Raw genomic sequence first — 16,005 nt, forward strand, 5'->3', positions numbered from 1 at the left:
TTTCACCAGACGATAGCGCCCCCGCTGTCCCTTTGACCTGAGAGATTCCGGCCACCCTTCAAAGTGAAAAGGGCGCGACCTTGCTCCTTCGGCGGACAATCCCACTTCCTGTTCTAAAGGAGAGCAGACTGCCTCTTTCCAGCGTTCCTAAACCCGCGCGGTCCTTTTGCCTGAGCGTTTCCGGGGCGGTTGCGCCTTCGGCCTCGGGACGCGAATCCCGATGTCTCCCGCGTGGGTCTTGGGCTCAATGCGGGAGGCGGCGGATGGAGTCAACGGGGCAGATGCCCCCGCGTCAAACTCTCTTCCGATTGCTTGAAGCTGCGCTGGAAGGTCCGTCTTGAAGTCGCAGATTGCGACTTCAAGACGGATACAATCCTACATCCGGTCCGGCGCTTCGATGCCCAGCAGCTCCAGGGACTGCTCCAGCTGACGCAGGGTGGTCTGGGCCAGGTTGAGGCGTGAGGCGCGGGTCGGCTCGTCGTCGGCGCTCATGATCGGGCAGGCCGCGTAGAATTTCGAGAAGGTCTGGGCCAGCTTGTAGGCGTGCTCGGCCACGAAGTTGGGAGCCTTCTTGTCATAGGCCTCGGTCAGCGCGCCCTCGAAGGCGTCCAGCAGCATGGCCAGATCGCGCTCGGCCGGCTGGCCGATGACGATCCGACCGGCCTGAACCCCCGCTTCTGCAGCCTTGCGCAGCACGCTCTTGATGCGCACCGACTGGTACAGCAGGTAGGGCCCGGTCTTGCCCTCGAAACTGGTGAAGCGGTCGAGATCGAAGACGTAGGACGTGCCGCGGAAGTTCTGCAGGTCGGCGAACTTCAGGGCCGCGATCCCCACCTTGTGGGCGGTGTCCTCGAAGGCTTCCTCTGACAGCTCGGCGCCGAGGCCGGCTTCGCGCAGGCGCTCGCGGGCCTTTTCACGGGCCATCTCGATCAGGTCGTGCAGCTTCAGAACGCCGCCGGCGCGGGTCTTGAACGGCTTGCCGTCGCTGCCGTTCATGGTGCCAAAGCCGATATGCTCCAGCGTGCCAGGCTCGGCGTAGCCGGCCAGATAGGCGGCGCGGAACACCGTCTCGAAGTGATCGGCCTGACGTTGGTCGACGCAGTAGAGAATCAGGTGCGGGTCAAAGGTGCTGCGCCGGTCCAGAATTGTGGCCAGATCGGTCGTGCCATACATGGCCGAGCCTTCCGACGAGACCACAAGCAAAGGCAGCACGTCGCGCTTGTCGCCTTCCTGGGCCACCCGGACGATGCGCGCGCCCTGATCGTCGACCAGCAGGCCCTTGTCCTCCAGCTGGCGCACCATCGGCGCGATCAGCTCCTGGACATCGCTCTCGCCCTTCCAGAGGTCGAAGTCGACGCCAAGGGCGTGGAACTCGCGCTCCAGAGCCACGCGGCTGACATTGACGAAATGGCGCCACAGCAGGCGGTAGCCGAAGCGGCCGTTCTGCAACTCGGCGGTCGCCCGACGGGCCCGCTCCTTGTAGTCCAGGTCTTCCTTCTGACGGGCCGACGCCAGGGGATACAGGCGGTCCAGGTCGGCCAGGCTGACCAGCGGAACGAACTCCGCCAGCACCTTGTCCTCGTCGGCCTTGGTGAAGCCGCGCGGCGCTTCGGGCAGCTTTTCCATCAGGGCCTGGATGAACGAATGCTCGTCCATCACCGCGACGATCAGCAGGCCCATCTGGAAGCCCCAGTCGCCGAAATGGGCGTCGCCCACCACGTCGTCGCCGCGGAAGCGGTACAGGCGCTTGACCGACTCGCCGATGATCGAGGCGCGCAGGTGGCCCACATGCATCGGCTTGGCGACATTGGGGCCGGCATAGTCGATCAGGACGCGGCGCGGCTCTTCGACCAGGGCGGCGCCGACGCGGGGATCGGCGGAGATCTCCTTGGCGCGGGCCGACAGGGCCTCAGCGCTGACACGCATGTTGATGAAGCCGACGCCGGCAATTTCCACCGAGGCCAGGCGTGGGTCGCCCTTCAGGTGATCGACCACCTGCACCGCGATCTCGCGCGGATTGCGCTTGGCGCTCTTGGCGGCCGCGAGGGCGCCGTTGCACTGGAAATCGGCGAGATCGGGCCGGTCGGACGCCGTGACACGCCCGAACTCGGGAGACAGTCCGGCGGCCTGGAAGGCGGCTGCGGCCGCCTCGCTCAAGGACCGCTTCAAATCACTCATTGCTTGTTGGGAGTCCCTGCTTGGGCGGTCGTCTGGCCGGCATTGACCCTGAAGCGCTTGCCCTCACGATTGAAGGCGGCCATTTCCGGGGTCACGTCGAAGCCGACCAGGACTTCGAAATTGCCGCCGCTGACCTTGGCGTCAGCGCGCGGGATGGTGATGGTCTGCAGTTGCTCGGTGGCGAAGACACGATCCTGGCCCGCCGGGAAGGTGATCGGCAGATCGAAATATTCCTTGGCGATGATGGACTGGTTCCGCTCGGTGACGGCAACCCAGTAGCGGTAGTTGCGCTGGGGTTCCGCGCCCTGTGGGCCGCGGCCGAGCTGGAACAGCACTTCGACACGGATGCTGATCGGATCGTCGCTCTTATAGGCGCAGCCCGACGAAATGCCCTGGATCTCGCCGGTATAGGCCACGGCGGCCGGGTTTTCCCGCCCGTCCTTGAACTCGACGAAGCGGCTGGCGTCGTACAGCACCTTCACATAGGGGCATGGGCCGGCGTTGCGCAGCTGGGCCAGCGGCGCCTTGGACTGGTTCCACTCCTCGTCGCGCTTCTTTTTCTTGCTGGCCTGCTCTTCGTCCTGCTGACCCTGGTCCTGGCCGCGACCGCGAGCCTGGGCGTGAACGCTCGTCGCGGTCACCGCGATCGAAACAGCCATCAGGGCGCTGAGGGCGACAGTGAAATGAGGGCGCATGAAACGTCCGGTCAGAAAATGAAAGAGCCTGAAGGGGCGCATGCCCCCGTCGGCGTCATGCAGCCTGATAAAGGCATATGCGTGACGTCGCAATCAACTGCTTTGGGGACGGACCTGAGCTGCGGCGCTGGCGCCGGGGGCTTCGAACGCTTAGGTTCCTGCTCATGAACGCCCATGCTCCGGTCCGTCCGCCGCTCACCGTCGTGCTCGCCAGCCCTCGGGGCTTCTGCGCGGGCGTCGATCGCGCCATCCAGATCGTTGAGCGCGCCATCGAGAAATTCGGCGCGCCGGTCTATGTCCGCCACGAGATCGTCCACAACCGCCACGTCGTCGACCGCCTGAAGGCGCTGGGCGCGGTGTTCATCGAGGAGCTGTCCGAAGCCCCCGACGACCGCCCGATCGTGTTCTCTGCCCACGGCGTGCCCAAGTCGGTGCCGGCCGAGGCCAAGGCCCGCCAGATGATCTATCTGGACGCCACCTGCCCGCTGGTCTCCAAGGTCCATGTCGAGGCCCAGAAGCATTTCAATTCCGGCCGCGAGATCGTGCTGATCGGCCACGCCGGTCATCCCGAGGTCGTCGGCACCATGGGCCAGTTGCCGGAAGGCACCGTGACCCTGATCGAAAACATCGACGACGCCCGCGCCTGGATTCCCAAGGACGCTTCGAACGTGGCCTTCCTGACCCAGACCACCCTGTCGGTCGATGACACCGCCGACATGGTCGACCTGCTGAAGGCCCGCTTCCCCGGCATCGCCGCGCCGCACAAGGAAGACATCTGCTACGCCACCACCAACCGTCAGGATGCGGTCAAGCATCTGGCCCAGGGGACGGAGCTTGTGCTGGTGGTCGGGTCGCGCAACTCGTCCAACTCGGTGCGTCTGGCGGAGGTCGGCCTGAAGGCCGGGGCCAAGGACGCCCGGCTGATCGATGACGCCAGCGGCCTGGACTGGTCGTGGTTCGAGGGTGTCTCTCGCGTGGGTCTGACGGCCGGCGCTTCCGCGCCCGAAGATCTGGTGCAGGGCGTCATCGACGCCATCGCAGCCCGCTTCGACGTCACCATCGAGGACCTGATCGAGGCCCGCGAAACGGTGACCTTCAAGCTGCCGAGACTGCTGACGACCTAGGCGACCTCTTGACCGGCAGCGCCGGCTCACGCATCCCCCGATCATGGCCGTCTATACCGACATCACCGACGAAGAACTCGCCGCCTTCCTGGCCGACTTCGACCTGGGGCAAGCCCTGGCGTTCAAGGGCATCGCCGAAGGCGTGGAGAACTCCAACTTCCTGCTGGAGACGGAGGCCGGGCGGTTCATCCTGACGGTCTATGAGAAGCGCGCCGCGCCGGAAGACCTGCCCTATTTCCTCAATCTGATGCGCTGGCTGGCCGATCGCGGCTTTCCCAGCGCCACGCCGATCGCCGATCGGGCCGGGCGCACGCTCAAGACCCTGCGCGGCAAACCCGCCGCCTTGGTGCAGTTCCTGTCGGGCCTGTCAGTGCGCCGGCCCACCGTCGCCCATTGCCGCGAGGCCGGCGAGGGCCTGGCCCAGCTGCATCTGGCGGGCGAGGGCTATCCAGGTCGCCGGATCAACGATCTGGGCCAGCCCTACTGGGCGCCGCTGTTCTCAAAGCATCGCAAGGGCGCCGAGGATCTCAAGCCGGGCCTGGCCGCGACCATTGAAAAGGACCTGGCCGAGCTGGCCTTGGCCTGGCCGCGCGACCTGCCGTCGGGCGTGATCCACGCCGACTATTTCCCCGACAACGTCTTCTTCCGGCCGGACGGCAAGTTCGCCGCCGCCATCGACTTCTATTTCGCCTGCGACGACGCTTACGCCTACGACGTGGCGGTGACCCTGAACGCCTGGTGCTTCGAGCCCGACGGCAGTTTCAACGCCACCGCCGCCGCCGCCCTGCTGACCGGCTATCAGCGTCGTCGGCCGCTGAGCCCCGTCGAAAAGCAGGCCCTGCCGATCCTGGCGCGGGGCGCGGCGATGCGGTTCTTCCTGACCCGCCTGGCCGACTGGAAGGCGACGCCCGCCGGCGCCCTGGTCAAGCCGCATGATCCCATGGAGTACGAGCGCAAGCTGGCCGTGCATCGCGAGGGCCTGACCCTGTTCGGAACCGGCGAATGACGCCCAAGGTCATCGTCTATACGGACGGCGCCTGTAAGGGGAACCCCGGCCCGGGCGGCTGGGGCGCGATCATGTTCTACGGCGAAAAGAAGAAAGAGATCTGCGGCGGCGAGGCCCATACGACCAACAACCGCATGGAGTTGATGGGCGCCATCATGGCCCTGGAAACCCTGACCAAGCCCTGCAAGGTCGAGCTGCACACCGACAGCCAGTACGTAATGAAGGGCGTCACCCAGTGGATCCACGGCTGGAAGGCCCGCGGCTGGCGCACCGCTGACAAGAGTCCGGTCAAGAACGACGATCTGTGGAAGCGCCTCGACACCGCCCGCAACCGGCACGAGGTCGACTGGCGCTGGGTCAAGGGCCATGCCGGCCATCCGCTGAACGAGCGGGCTGACGAACTGGCCAACAAGGGCCTGAGCGAACGGCGGGGCTGAGGCTAACATGAAGTTTGTCGGCTATTACCGCCTGCCGCCCGTGCGCGGCGTCTTCTTCAGTCCGGCCCAGGAGGAGCGCCTGCTGCTGCTCGGCTGCGAGGAGGTGTTCAGCGACCGCTGCCTGGCGGGCGGCGTCGTGCGGACCGGCCTGGATCGCGCGATCGCCGCTTTGGATCCGGGTGGAGCCCTGGCCGTAGCCAGCTTCCATGCCCTGGGCGGGGCCATGGTCGACCTGCTGGACGTGATCCTGAAGCTGAAGGCGTCGAACCTGGAGCTGGTCGTCTTGCAGCCCGCCATCGACACCCGCCTGGACCCCGGCTTTTTCGACGCCTGCCAGGCCCTTGCGATGTTCAACGGCGAACGCAGCGTGGTCCGCACCGCCGAAGCCTCAATGATCGCACGGGGCGGCGCCAAGACAGAGCATCGCGAGGCCCCGGCTGCAGCAACCAGCGCCTCGCCAGACCTCAGGTCTTCAGCCGATAGCCCGTCTTGAAGATCCACCACACCGCGGTCAGGCAGATCGCCAGGAACACGCAGGTCATGGCCAGGCTGATGCCGACCCCCACGTCGGAGACGCCGTAGAAGCTCCAGCGGAAGCCGCTGATCAGATAGACCACCGGGTTGAACAGGGTCACCTTCTGCCAGAACTCGGGCAGCATGTTGATCGAATAGAAGCTGCCGCCCAGGAAGGTCAGCGGCGTGATGATCAGGGCCGGCACGATCTGCAGCTTCTGGAAGTTGTCGGCCCAGACCCCGATCACGAAGCCAAACAGGCTGAAGGTCACGGCCGTCAGCACCAGAAACAGCGCCATCACGAACGGATGGGCGATCTCGAACGGCACGAACAACCGGGCGGTGGCCAGGATCAGCAGGCCCAGCAGCACCGACTTGGTGGCGGCGGCGCCGACATAGCCGATCACCGTCTCGATCCATGAGACCGGCGCCGACAGCAGCTCATAGATCGTGCCGGCCCATTTGGGCATGTAGATGCCGAACGCGGCGTTGGAGATGCTCTCGCTGAGCAGCGACAGCATCACCAGACCCGGGATGATGAAGGCGCCATAGCTGACGCCGTCGATGGACTGCATCCGCGAGCCGATCGCCGAGCCGAACACCACGAAATACAGCGAGGTCGAGATCACCGGCGCCAGGATGCTCTGGGCCAAGGTGCGGAACCACCGCGCCAGCTCGAAGCGGTAGATGGACTTGATGGCGTGCAGGTTCATTTGGCGTCGCTCACGAGGCTGACGAAGATGTCTTCCAGCGAGCTCTGGCTGGTATGCAGATCCTTGAAATCGACACCTTCCTCACCGAGGCGGCGCAGGAGCTCGGCGATGCCGGTCTCCTCGGCCTGGGCGTCGAACGTGTAGATCAGTTCGTGGCCGTCGCTGGCCAGCTCCAGCGGATAGCTGGACAGGGCGGCGGGGACGGCGGTCAGCGGGCTGTGCAGCTGCAACGTCAGCTGCTTCTTGCCCAGTTTCCTCATCAGCACATCCTTGTCCTCGACCAGGATGATCTCGCCCTTGCTGATCACCCCGATCCGGTCGGCCATCTCCTCGGCCTCCTCGATATAGTGGGTGGTCAGGATGATGGTGACGCCGCTTTCGCGCAGGGCGCGGACCATCACCCACATGTCGCGACGCAGCTCGACATCGACACCGGCGGTGGGCTCGTCGAGGAACAGGATGGTCGGCTCGTGACTCAGGGCCTTGGCGATCATCACCCGGCGCTTCATGCCGCCTGACAGCGTCATGATCTTGGCGTCCTTCTTGTCCCACAGGGACAGGTCGCGCAGGATCTTCTCGATATAGGCGTCGTTGGGGGCCTTGCCGAACAGGCCCCGGCTGAACCGTGTCGTCGCCCAGACGGTCTCGAAGGCGTCGGTGTTCAGCTCCTGCGGCACCAGGCCGATCTTGCTGCGGGCGGCGCGATAGTCGCGCACCACGTCATGGCCGTCGGCCAGGATCGTCCCCGTGCTGGGATTGACGATGCCGCAGATAATGCTGATCAGGGTGGTCTTGCCGGCCCCGTTGGGCCCCAGCAGCGCAAAGATCTCGCCCTGGCGGATGTCCAGATCCACCGACTTCAGGGCCTGATGGCCTGAAGCATAGGTCTTGGTCAGACCCGATACCGATATGATGCCCGTCACGGGTCCCCCTGAAGATCCCGCACGATGCAAGCGGCGGGTAGCCGCCAGATGGGGACTCCCCGCTCCAGGCGCTAGACGTCGCCCCTCTTACGGCCCAGTTTAGTAGGCGCGCACCGTCAAGGTGGCGCCGTCGACGCCGACCACCTGGATGCGCTGTCCCGGAAGCGGCGGACCGCCGTCAAGCCGGGCCTGCCATTCCTTGCCGTCGACAAACACCCGGCCCATGCCGGCCTCGAAGGTCGAAAGCACCTCGCCGTCGCGGCCAATCAGGCGCAGCAGCGGGTCGTTGAGGTCGGGCGCATCGCCCTCCAGCACCGGCCGCAGAAAGCGGCGGGCCAGATAGGTGGTGGCGATGGTCAGGATCGCGAACAGAGCGATCTCGACCGGCAGGTTCATCGGCACGACCAGGGCCAGCACGCCGACCAGGGCCGAGGACGCCGCCGGCCACAGCAGCCAGCCGCTGCCGGTCCCGACCTCGATGGCCAGGAAGACCGCGCCTACCGCCAGCCAGACCCAGAAGGGGTGCATCGCATAGAAGCTCGCCAGGGCGTCCATCGGCTCAGACCCTCTTGGCGCCGCCGGTCGGCGTGTTGGTGCGCGGAATCGGCGGGGTGGGCGCAACAGCGCTGGAGCCGCCCAGCGTCTTGACCAGTTCGGCCACGCCCGCGACCGTTCCGGTCAGGCCCGCGAAGTCGGCGGGCACGATGACGGTCTTGGCGTTGGGCGAGCGGGCCAGCTCACCGAAGGCTTCGACATATTTCTGGGCGATGAAGTAGTTGATGGCGTTGACGTCGCCCTTGGAGATGGCCTCCGACACGAAGGCCGTCGCCTTGGCCTCGGCCTCAGCTTCCCGCTCGCGGGCCTCGGAATCGCGGAAGGCGGCTTCCTTGCGGCCCTCGGCCTGCAGGATGGCCGACTGCTTCTGGCCCTCGGCGCGGGCGATGGCGGCCTGCTTCTCGCCCTCGGCCTCGGTGATCACCGCGCGGCGCTCGCGCTCGGCCTTCATCTGGCGGGCCATGGCGTTGGTGATGTCGGCCGGCGGGGTCAGGTCCTTGATCTCGATGCGGGCGATCTTGACGCCCCAGGGACCGGTGGCGTGATCGATGGTCGACAGCAGGCGGGTGTTGATCTGGTCGCGCTGTGAGAGGACTTCGTCCAGCTCCATCGAACCGACCACGGTGCGCAGGTTGGTCTGGGCCAGCTGGGTGATGGCGTACATCAGGTTGTCGACCTTGTAGGCGGCCTGGGCGGCGTCCATCACCTGAATGAAGACGATGGCGTCGACCTTCACCGAGACGTTGTCCTTGGTGATGACCTCCTGCTGGGGAACGTCCAGCACCTGCTCCATCATGTTGACCCGCCGACCGATGGTCTCGACGAAGGGGGTCAGGATGCTGATGCCGGGCTTGAGGGTGCGGGTGTAGCGGCCGAACCGCTCGACCGTGAACTCGCGCCCCTGCGGCACGATCTTGATGACGCTGATGACCAGGAAAAGCGCCAGGACCAGTAGGACCAGCGGAACCAGAAATGAGGCCACGACGACGCTCCCTGCACAACCAAGAGGCGCAGGTTAGCGCGGGGCGGCGGGCTCCGCCATGGAATCCGGAGCGGTCTCGCCACGCGGGATCACGCGGATGGATTGCGAGAGCTTCAGGGCCAGGGCCTGGCCCTTGCGGGCCGACTGCTGCTCGGCCTTGCGGCTGGCGGCGTCGCACAGCGGAAACTCGCCCTGACGCGCGGCGAAGCCGGTGTTGAACCGCTCGCGAAGCTGCGCGTCAAAGGCCTGTTCGGCCTGCTCCACCTCGGTCAGCCGCACCATGCGCGAGCGCCAGAACTGGTCGTTGAGGCCTTCGCAGGTCTGCCGCAGGGCGTGGCTCTCGCCCAGCGAATAGGCCAGGTCCAGCAGGCGCTGGCGCTCTTCCGGCTCGCGCTCCTGGGCGAGGGCGGCAGTGGCCATGCAGGCGATGATCAGGGCGGCGACAGGCAAGCGAAGCATGGTCGTAGTATTCCCGGCTCGCGGCCTGATGTCACCACCACGCGCCCTTCGCGCGAGTCTGCGGCGATGTGATGGCGTATCGGGCCTTGCGATCGCCATGGATCGGCGCAAGGTTACTCCCACTGCAAGGAGGTCGATCATGACTGAAGTGCATTATGGCGTCATCCGGGTCGGCGATCACTGGGCCATCGTGGGCGAGCACCTGCGATTTGGGCACTACGCGACGCAAGATCAGGCGACTGCGGCAGTGTCCCGTCTGGCGGAGCAGTCGACCGGCGTCGGCATGCCGGTCCTGCTCGTCGTGCAGGACGAAGATTCCACCCTGCCCGCGCCCATACTGCTCAGCTGAGCAAGCTCAGGCTTCGAGGGCCGACCGCGCCAGCCACGGCTTGACCACGCGCCAGACCTGCAGGGCCGACGCCACGAAGCCGACGATCGAAGCCACGATCTGGAAGGCGTTCCAGACCGCCGCCACCAGCGGCCCCTCCACCAGCATCGCCACCACCGGATAGATCAACTGGCTGACGACGATCCGGAACTGGGCGTAGGCCTGCGAATATTCGATCACGACCTGGCCGATCGTGGCGATGATCAGCACGGCCAGAACCGGCGACCACAGCAGCGGCAGGATCAGCAGCAGGGCCAGCAGCGTGACGAGGCACTTGGCGATCAGGCTGGCGGTCGAGACCAGGGTCACGCCCACGCCGACCACAACCGCCAGGCCGAGAAGGGCAAAACTGATCGGCAGGACCGTGTCGGCAACCTCGATCAGATCCCGCCCCAGGGCAAAGGTGACAAAGCCGGCGCCGGCCAGGACCAGCACGAAAGACGCCAGCCACAGGGCCCCATACTCGCTGAGCCGCGTTTTGAGGACATAGCCGGTGCGCATGCCGCGTTCTCCGTGGTGCGCTCCAGCCTGCCTTGGAAGCTTCGCCGCGTCGATTGGAAACTAGCGCACCGCCAGCGCGCTATGGCCAAGCACGCTGCACGGTCGCGGAAGATCCATCATGGCGGACAACGGTGAAAGCCCGGCGCTGCGCCGCCGCGACCTGAACCGGCTGGCGCCCTATAGGCCCGAGGTTGACCTTACCGATTGAGGGCTGCGATCCGGCTGATCGCGGCGCGGGCCTCGGCGACCAACTGCTCGACGATCACGCCGGCCGGCAGCACCTCGCGAATGCCGCCCGCGCTCTGGCCCATGGCGAAGCATGACCTTTCGGCGTCCAGGCCTTCGATCTGGCCGCCGATGCCGCCCATGGCGCCATTGCGGATCGAGACCATGGCCTGCTGGGGAAAGCCCTGGATATCAGCGGGGCGCGACTCCCAGTCCTCGACATAGGGGTTCTTCCTCACCCGCATCGGCTTGCCCGAATAGCAGCGGGTGCGAACGGTGTCCTCGTCGGCCGCATCGACCACCGCCTGACGATAGAGGTCGCCGGCGTGGGCTTCGGTCGAGGCGATGAACCGGGTGCCCATCCAGACGCCCTGGGCGCCCAGGGCCAAAGCTGCCGCCAGGCCTCGGCCGTCGTGCAGGCCGCCGGCGGCGACCACGGGGATCTTCACGGCGTCCACGGCCTGGGCGACCAGAGGCAGGGTGCCGACCAGACCGGTATGGCCGCCGCCCTCGCCGCCCTGGCAGATCACGGCGTCGCAACCGGCCTGCTCGGCCTTGACCGCATGTTTCACGGCCCCGCAGACGACCATGACCTTCAGGCCCGCCGACTTCAGGCGTTCGATGATCGGCAGCGGCACGCCCAGGCCGGCGATGAAGGACGAAGCGCCCTCGGCGATGATGACCTCGACGCTGTCGGTCAGGGCGTCGGGGGTTGCGGCCAGCAGGTCGACGCCGAACGGTCGGTCGGTCAGGGCGCGGACCTGGCGCATCTGGTCGCGGATGAAGTCGGGCGAGGTGCCGGCCATGCCCAGCACGCCATAGCCGCCGGCGTTAGACACGGCCGCCGCCAAGGGGGCGTAGGAGACGCCGCCCATGCCGGCCAGCAGGATCGGGTGCTCGATGTCCAGAAGATCGCAAAGGGGCGTATGCAGCGCCATGAAACCCGTCCTCCCATTATTTTCCGGAAGAATGGGCGTCGCCTTGGCCGGCTAGCAAGCGTGCCGCGAGGTCAGCGGGATCAGACCCGGTCGCTGCGCACCGCTTCGGTGGTGGCCTCGGTCGTGAAGAAGCAGGCGGCCATCGCCGTCAGCATCATGGCGATCAGGGCCAGAGCGCCTCGCGGCGGAGCCAGGCTGACGACGTCTTGCGGGGTCATCGTTTCGTTTCCTCGAAAGGCGCCCGGATCTGCTGTCCAGGCTGCCCTCCAGAAAAGTCTCTCACCAAGCCGGCGCCTTCGCAAGACCCTTGTGCAGAAGGGTTTTCTTCGACTCCGGAGTCCAGAAATCAGAAGATCGAATAGCCGCCGTCGATGATCAGGGTGTCGCCCGAGTGATAGCTCGACGCGTCCGAGGCCAGATAGACCGCCATGCCGCCAAAGTCGGCGGGCTCGCCCCAGCGCCGGGCCGGGACCCGGGGAATGACCTTCTCGGCGAAGGCCGAATTGCCCTGGGCGCCGGCCGTCATGTCGGTGGCGATCCAGCCGGGCAGGATGGCGTTGGCGCGAACGCCATAGCGGGCGTGCTCCACGGCCACCGACTTGATCATCGAGATCACCGCGCCCTTGGTCGCCGCATAGGCCTCGTTGCGCGCCGCGCCCTCGATGGCGGCCAGCGAGGCGATGCCGACCAGCGAGCCGCCCGGATCACCCGACTTGGCGCGATCCACCATGTGGCGGCAGGCCTCGCGCAGGGTGAAGAACACGCCGTCCAGATTGACCGCCAGCACCTTGCGATAGGTCTCGGTCTGCATGTCCACGAAGGACGGCGAGCCAAAGCCCACCCCGGCATTGGCGAACACCGAGTCGATCCGGCCCATGGCCTCGACCGCCTCGACCATGGCCTGCGCCACCTGGGTCTCGTCGGAGACGTCGACCGTCTGGGCCTTGACCCGCACGCCGTGCTTCAGAAGCTCGCCCTCGGCGGCCTGATTGCGCTCGGCGTTGGAGCCCCAGATGACGATGTCGGCGCCCGCCTGGGCCATCGCGCTGGCCATGCCCAGGCCGATGCCGCGATTGCCGCCGGTGACGAGCGCGACCTTGCCGGCCAGATTGAACGGCGCATAGGCCATGGCGTTTCTCCCTTGAACGTTTGTTTGAAAGAGAAGCGCGAAGCGCCGCCCGGTCAAGTGCCCGCTAGGTCAACCGGCGCTGTCCCAGAAGCGGAAGGCGTCCCAGCCCGCACCCATGGCGTCGAACGAAACGCCCAGCAGCCCCGCCACGGCCCCGGCGAGGCCGAAGATCACGGCGCTGACGCCGGGCACGAAAAAGATCAGGCCAAACAGGATCAGAAAACCGATCAGCTCGACCTTCACTAGCCTGGCGCGGACGCCTTCGGGCAGGAAGGGGCGAATGACGCCATAGCCGTCCAGTCCCGGAACCGGCAGCAGGTTCAGGACCAGGGCGCTGGCCTGCAGAAAGGCCAGCAGCGACAGGGCGTTGGTCAGGGCCGGCGCGCGGTCGCCAAACAGCGGCAGGACCAGGGCGATCACGATCAGCACGACCAGCGTCCCCAGCGGGCCGGCCAGCGAGGCCAGCGACCGCCAGGTCCGGGTACGCATCAGGTCCTCGCGCAGATAGACCGCCCCGCCCGGAAAGCCGATGCCGCCCAGGGCCAGGGCGATCAGCGGAAAGATCAGGGTGGTCGACAGGTCGGAATATTTCAGCGGGTCGAGGGTCAGATAGCCCTTTCCGACGATGGTGGTGTCGCCGGCCCTGTGCGCGACGAAAGCGTGGCCGAACTCGTGGACGCCCACGCTCAGCACCCAGGCCAGGGCCACGAAGGCGAAGGTCAGGAAGCCGGTGAGGGCCGTGGGGATCGTCAGCGCCCAGCCCAGGGCGACGACGGCGCCGATCAGGATCAGGGCGTTGACGCTGATCCCGTGGCGGGAGGCGGGGGCATCCACAGTGGTCATGCCGCAAACCGCTCATAGGTTTCGGTGATCATCCGCCGGGTCTCGTCCCATTCGACCAGGGCCATGGCTTCCTCGCGCGAGACGAACCGCGCCTCGGCCGCGTCGTCGCCAGCCACCGGCTCGCCCGAGATCCAGCGGGCGGCATAGTCGATCAGGACGTAGTGGCGGGTGATCTCGCCCGGCTTTCCGTCAAGCGAGGGCCTGGCCGGAAACACGCCGTCGATCACGTCGATCAGGCCCAGGATCGTGGCCTCGACGCCGGTCTCTTCCTTCAGTTCGCGCAGGCCGGCGGCGATCGTCGTCTCGCCCAGCTCCATGCGGCCGCCCGGCAGGCTCCACTGGCCAAGCCGGGGCGCCGTGCCGCGCTTGATCAGCAGAACCTGGTCGTCGCGCAGGCAGACGACGCCGACGGTGGGGACAGGGTGGTTCATGGAAATCCGGTCTTCAGGTCGATGCTGGACTTGACGCCGATAAGGGTTCCGCAGTCGTCCAGCCAGGTCTGGGCGGCGGTGCGGCCCCGTTCCTTGAGGTCCAGCAGGAAGCTCCACTCGGTGTTGAACTTGGTCGACAGCGACAGGTCGGCCAGCGGCCCGTCGGCGGTGATGGCGTGGACCAGCATCTTGCGATAGCGGCCCTTGGCGGTGTCCTTCAGCAGCCCCTCATCCAGCAGCTTCTGCACGAAGCCGATGGCCCGCAGCTCTGCGGCTAGGGACGAATTGAAGGTGATTTCGTTGAGCCGGTCCATGATTTCGCCCGGCGATTTGGGCGTCTCGTCGCGGACGAAGGGGTTGAGGCTGACGACCAGGATGTCGTCGGGCGTGTCGTCATAGAACAACGGCCACAGGGGCGGATTGGCCAGAAAGCCGCCGTCCCAATAGGGCTCGCCATCGATCTCGACGGCCTGGAACACCTGCGGCAGGCAAGCGCTGGCCATGATGTGTTTGGCGGTCAGCTCGGTCTCGCGGAAGATCCTGGCCTTGCTCAGCCGCACCGCCGTGGCGGCGATGTACAGCTTGATCGGCGAGCGCTGGCGGATCGTCTCGAAGTTCACCGTCGCTTCCAGCACATCGTGCAGCGGATTGAGGTTGAACGGATTGAATTCGTAGGGCGACAGGCTCATGGCCAGGGTCTCGGCCATGCGCCAGCCGGGGGTATTTTTCAGCCAGTCGGGGCCGGCGAAGGCCTTGGTCCAGATGGCGGAGTCGCCGAACACGTTCTGGCCGCCGGCCCGGTTTGTGCCCCGCCAGAAGGCTTCGAGCGTCTCGCGGGCCTTGGCGCGGCCCCCCTCAGCGCCCCCTTCGGCCAGGCCGTGGGCCAGGCAGACTGCGTTCATCGCCCCGGCCGAGGCGGCGGTCACCGCCTTGATCTCGATATCGTCTTCCTCGAGCAGGCGGTCGAGGATGCCCCATTCGAAAGCGCCGTGGGCGCCGCCGCCCTGCAGGGCCAGACTTAGCGGCCTGGGGCCGGCGGGCTTCTTCTTGAACGGGCCGATGGGCATGGCCCAGTTCCCCTTATTGCGCCACCCAGCCGCCGTCGATCTGGAAGGCGGCGCCGTTGGCCGAGGCCCCGGCGTCGGACACCAGATACAGCAGCATGCCGGAAAGCTGGTCGAAGGTGACAAATTGCTTGGTCGGCTGGCTGGCCAGGATGACGTCGCGCATGACGGCTTCCTCGCTGATGCCGCGGGCCTTGGCCTGGTCGGCGATCTGGGCCTCGACCAGCGGGGTCTTCACGAAGCCCGGGCAGATGGCGTTGCAGGTGATGCCGAAGGTCGCCACTTCCAGGGCCACCGTCTTGGTCAGGCCCAGGACGCCGTGCTTGGCGGCCACATAGGCAGACTTGAACGGCGAGGCCACCAGGGCGTGGGCCGAGGCGATATTGATGATCCGGCCGCGCCCCTGGGCCTTCATGATCGGCACGGCGGCCTTGGTGGCGTGGAAGGCCGAGGTCAGGTTGATGGCGATGATCTGGTCCCACTTGTCGGTGGGAAAGTCCTCGATCGGGGCCACATGCTGGATGCCGGCATTGTTGATCAGGATGTCCAGCTCGCCGAACTCGGCCTTGGCGGCGCGGACCATGTCGGCGATCTGGTCGGGCTTGGTCATGTCGGCGCCGTTGTACAGCACCTCGACGCCATGCCGTTCGGCCAGTTCGGAGCGGGTTCGCTCGATGGCGGTCATCTCGCCCAGACCGTTCAGGACGATATTGACGCCCTGGGCGGCCAGCGCATCGGCCATCGCGTGGCCAATGCCGCTGGTCGAGCCTGTGACGATGGCGACCTGGCCCTGCAAACCGAAATCAACGGCCATGGCGACGCGGTTCCTTTAATTGCGACCCTAATATTTGCTGCAGCGCAGCATATAACTCGCCATTGCGAAGGGCGAGCGCTTATAAAT

Annotated in this window: 20 protein-coding genes and 1 riboswitch; of the genes, 5 read left to right on the plus strand and 15 right to left on the minus strand. The window is 66.4% G+C overall.

The annotated features are described in order from the left end of the window. Positions 1-148 precede the first annotated feature (148 nt). Positions 149-240: riboswitch (glycine riboswitch) on the minus strand. 135 nt (positions 241-375) lie between these two features. After that, positions 376-2,178 (minus strand): arginine--tRNA ligase, encoded by a 1,803-nt coding sequence (argS, locus tag ACW17Z_RS08875; RefSeq protein ID WP_492058386.1) that lies wholly within the window; start codon positions 2,176-2,178, stop codon positions 376-378. Beyond that, entirely contained in the window at positions 2,175-2,873 is a 699-nt protein-coding gene (locus tag ACW17Z_RS08880; RefSeq protein WP_492058387.1) for a Tat pathway signal sequence domain protein, read from the minus strand. The genes argS and ACW17Z_RS08880 overlap by 4 nt, the downstream gene beginning before the upstream one ends. A 164-nt stretch (positions 2,874-3,037) precedes the next feature. Between ACW17Z_RS08880 and ispH the strand changes: the two genes are divergently transcribed. The 4 genes from ispH to ACW17Z_RS08900 are packed head-to-tail and all read left to right on the plus strand — an operon-like array spanning position 3,038 to position 5,933. Beyond that, the gene (gene ispH, locus ACW17Z_RS08885) at positions 3,038-3,997 is read left to right on the plus strand and encodes a 4-hydroxy-3-methylbut-2-enyl diphosphate reductase (RefSeq protein ID WP_419319781.1); all 960 of its coding nucleotides are present in this window, start codon (positions 3,038-3,040) and stop codon (positions 3,995-3,997) included. A 43-nt stretch (positions 3,998-4,040) separates the two neighbouring features. Further along, a complete protein-coding gene (gene thrB / locus ACW17Z_RS08890) occupies positions 4,041-5,003 on the plus strand; it encodes a homoserine kinase (protein WP_419319778.1) in 963 nt (320 codons plus the stop codon). Then, positions 5,000-5,440: a ribonuclease HI gene (gene rnhA / locus ACW17Z_RS08895; RefSeq protein ID WP_419253008.1), complete on the plus strand. Its 441-nt coding sequence runs from the start codon at positions 5,000-5,002 to the stop codon at positions 5,438-5,440. Before thrB ends, rnhA begins: the two co-directional genes overlap by 4 nt. Positions 5,441-5,447: 7 nt before the next feature. Then, positions 5,448-5,933 carry a recombinase family protein gene (locus ACW17Z_RS08900; protein WP_419319777.1) on the plus strand — a complete coding sequence of 162 codons (486 nt, stop codon included), beginning with the start codon at positions 5,448-5,450 and terminating at the stop codon, positions 5,931-5,933. On the opposite strand, the gene ACW17Z_RS08905 is transcribed toward ACW17Z_RS08900, so the two are convergent. From ACW17Z_RS08905 to ACW17Z_RS08925, 5 genes are all read right to left on the minus strand, one after another. After that, complete coding sequence (locus ACW17Z_RS08905; protein ID WP_419253010.1) at positions 5,905-6,666, minus strand: ABC transporter permease; 762 nt, start codon at positions 6,664-6,666, stop codon at positions 5,905-5,907. The genes ACW17Z_RS08900 and ACW17Z_RS08905 overlap by 29 nt on opposite strands. Continuing rightward, the gene (locus tag ACW17Z_RS08910) at positions 6,663-7,619 is read right to left on the minus strand and encodes an ABC transporter ATP-binding protein (RefSeq protein ID WP_492058388.1); all 957 of its coding nucleotides are present in this window, start codon (positions 7,617-7,619) and stop codon (positions 6,663-6,665) included. The genes ACW17Z_RS08905 and ACW17Z_RS08910 overlap by 4 nt, the downstream gene beginning before the upstream one ends. Before the next feature lie 69 nt (positions 7,620-7,688). Next, entirely contained in the window at positions 7,689-8,144 is a 456-nt protein-coding gene (locus ACW17Z_RS08915) for an NfeD family protein (protein ID WP_492058389.1), read from the minus strand. 4 nt (positions 8,145-8,148) lie between these two features. Then, positions 8,149-9,126: an SPFH domain-containing protein gene (locus ACW17Z_RS08920; RefSeq protein WP_419319775.1), complete on the minus strand. Its 978-nt coding sequence runs from the start codon at positions 9,124-9,126 to the stop codon at positions 8,149-8,151. A gap of 33 nt (positions 9,127-9,159) precedes the next feature. Continuing rightward, positions 9,160-9,585 carry a TIGR02301 family protein gene (locus tag ACW17Z_RS08925; RefSeq protein WP_419319774.1) on the minus strand — a complete coding sequence of 142 codons (426 nt, stop codon included), beginning with the start codon at positions 9,583-9,585 and terminating at the stop codon, positions 9,160-9,162. 139 nt (positions 9,586-9,724) lie between these two features. Here ACW17Z_RS08925 and ACW17Z_RS08930 point away from each other — a divergent pair, with 139 nt between their 5' ends. After that, the gene (locus ACW17Z_RS08930) at positions 9,725-9,934 is read left to right on the plus strand and encodes a hypothetical protein (RefSeq protein ID WP_419319772.1); all 210 of its coding nucleotides are present in this window, start codon (positions 9,725-9,727) and stop codon (positions 9,932-9,934) included. Between the two features lie 6 nt (positions 9,935-9,940). On the opposite strand, the gene ACW17Z_RS08935 is transcribed toward ACW17Z_RS08930, so the two are convergent. The 8 genes from ACW17Z_RS08935 to ACW17Z_RS08970 all read right to left on the minus strand — a co-directional run bounded on the left by ACW17Z_RS08935 (position 9,941) and on the right by ACW17Z_RS08970 (position 15,918). Then, complete coding sequence (locus ACW17Z_RS08935; RefSeq protein WP_419319771.1) at positions 9,941-10,474, minus strand: hypothetical protein; 534 nt, start codon at positions 10,472-10,474, stop codon at positions 9,941-9,943. 197 nt (positions 10,475-10,671) lie between these two features. Further along, positions 10,672-11,637: an NAD(P)H-dependent flavin oxidoreductase gene (locus ACW17Z_RS08940; protein WP_492058390.1), complete on the minus strand. Its 966-nt coding sequence runs from the start codon at positions 11,635-11,637 to the stop codon at positions 10,672-10,674. An 80-nt stretch (positions 11,638-11,717) separates the two neighbouring features. Next, complete coding sequence (locus ACW17Z_RS08945; RefSeq protein WP_492058391.1) at positions 11,718-11,855, minus strand: hypothetical protein; 138 nt, start codon at positions 11,853-11,855, stop codon at positions 11,718-11,720. Between the two features lie 128 nt (positions 11,856-11,983). Further along, positions 11,984-12,766: an SDR family NAD(P)-dependent oxidoreductase gene (locus tag ACW17Z_RS08950; protein WP_492058392.1), complete on the minus strand. Its 783-nt coding sequence runs from the start codon at positions 12,764-12,766 to the stop codon at positions 11,984-11,986. Between the two features lie 69 nt (positions 12,767-12,835). After that, positions 12,836-13,609, minus strand: a complete 774-nt coding sequence (locus tag ACW17Z_RS08955; protein WP_492058393.1) for a site-2 protease family protein — start codon at positions 13,607-13,609, stop codon at positions 12,836-12,838. Further along, positions 13,606-14,040: an NUDIX hydrolase gene (locus ACW17Z_RS08960; RefSeq protein ID WP_419319764.1), complete on the minus strand. Its 435-nt coding sequence runs from the start codon at positions 14,038-14,040 to the stop codon at positions 13,606-13,608. The genes ACW17Z_RS08955 and ACW17Z_RS08960 overlap by 4 nt, the downstream gene beginning before the upstream one ends. Beyond that, positions 14,037-15,107, minus strand: a complete 1,071-nt coding sequence (locus ACW17Z_RS08965; RefSeq protein ID WP_492058394.1) for a patatin-like phospholipase family protein — start codon at positions 15,105-15,107, stop codon at positions 14,037-14,039. The genes ACW17Z_RS08960 and ACW17Z_RS08965 overlap by 4 nt, the downstream gene beginning before the upstream one ends. Before the next feature lie 13 nt (positions 15,108-15,120). Then, entirely contained in the window at positions 15,121-15,918 is a 798-nt protein-coding gene (locus ACW17Z_RS08970) for a 3-hydroxybutyrate dehydrogenase (RefSeq protein ID WP_492058395.1), read from the minus strand. Positions 15,919-16,005 lie beyond the last annotated feature (87 nt).

Source organism: Caulobacter sp. GSs2 (assembly GCF_058680895.1).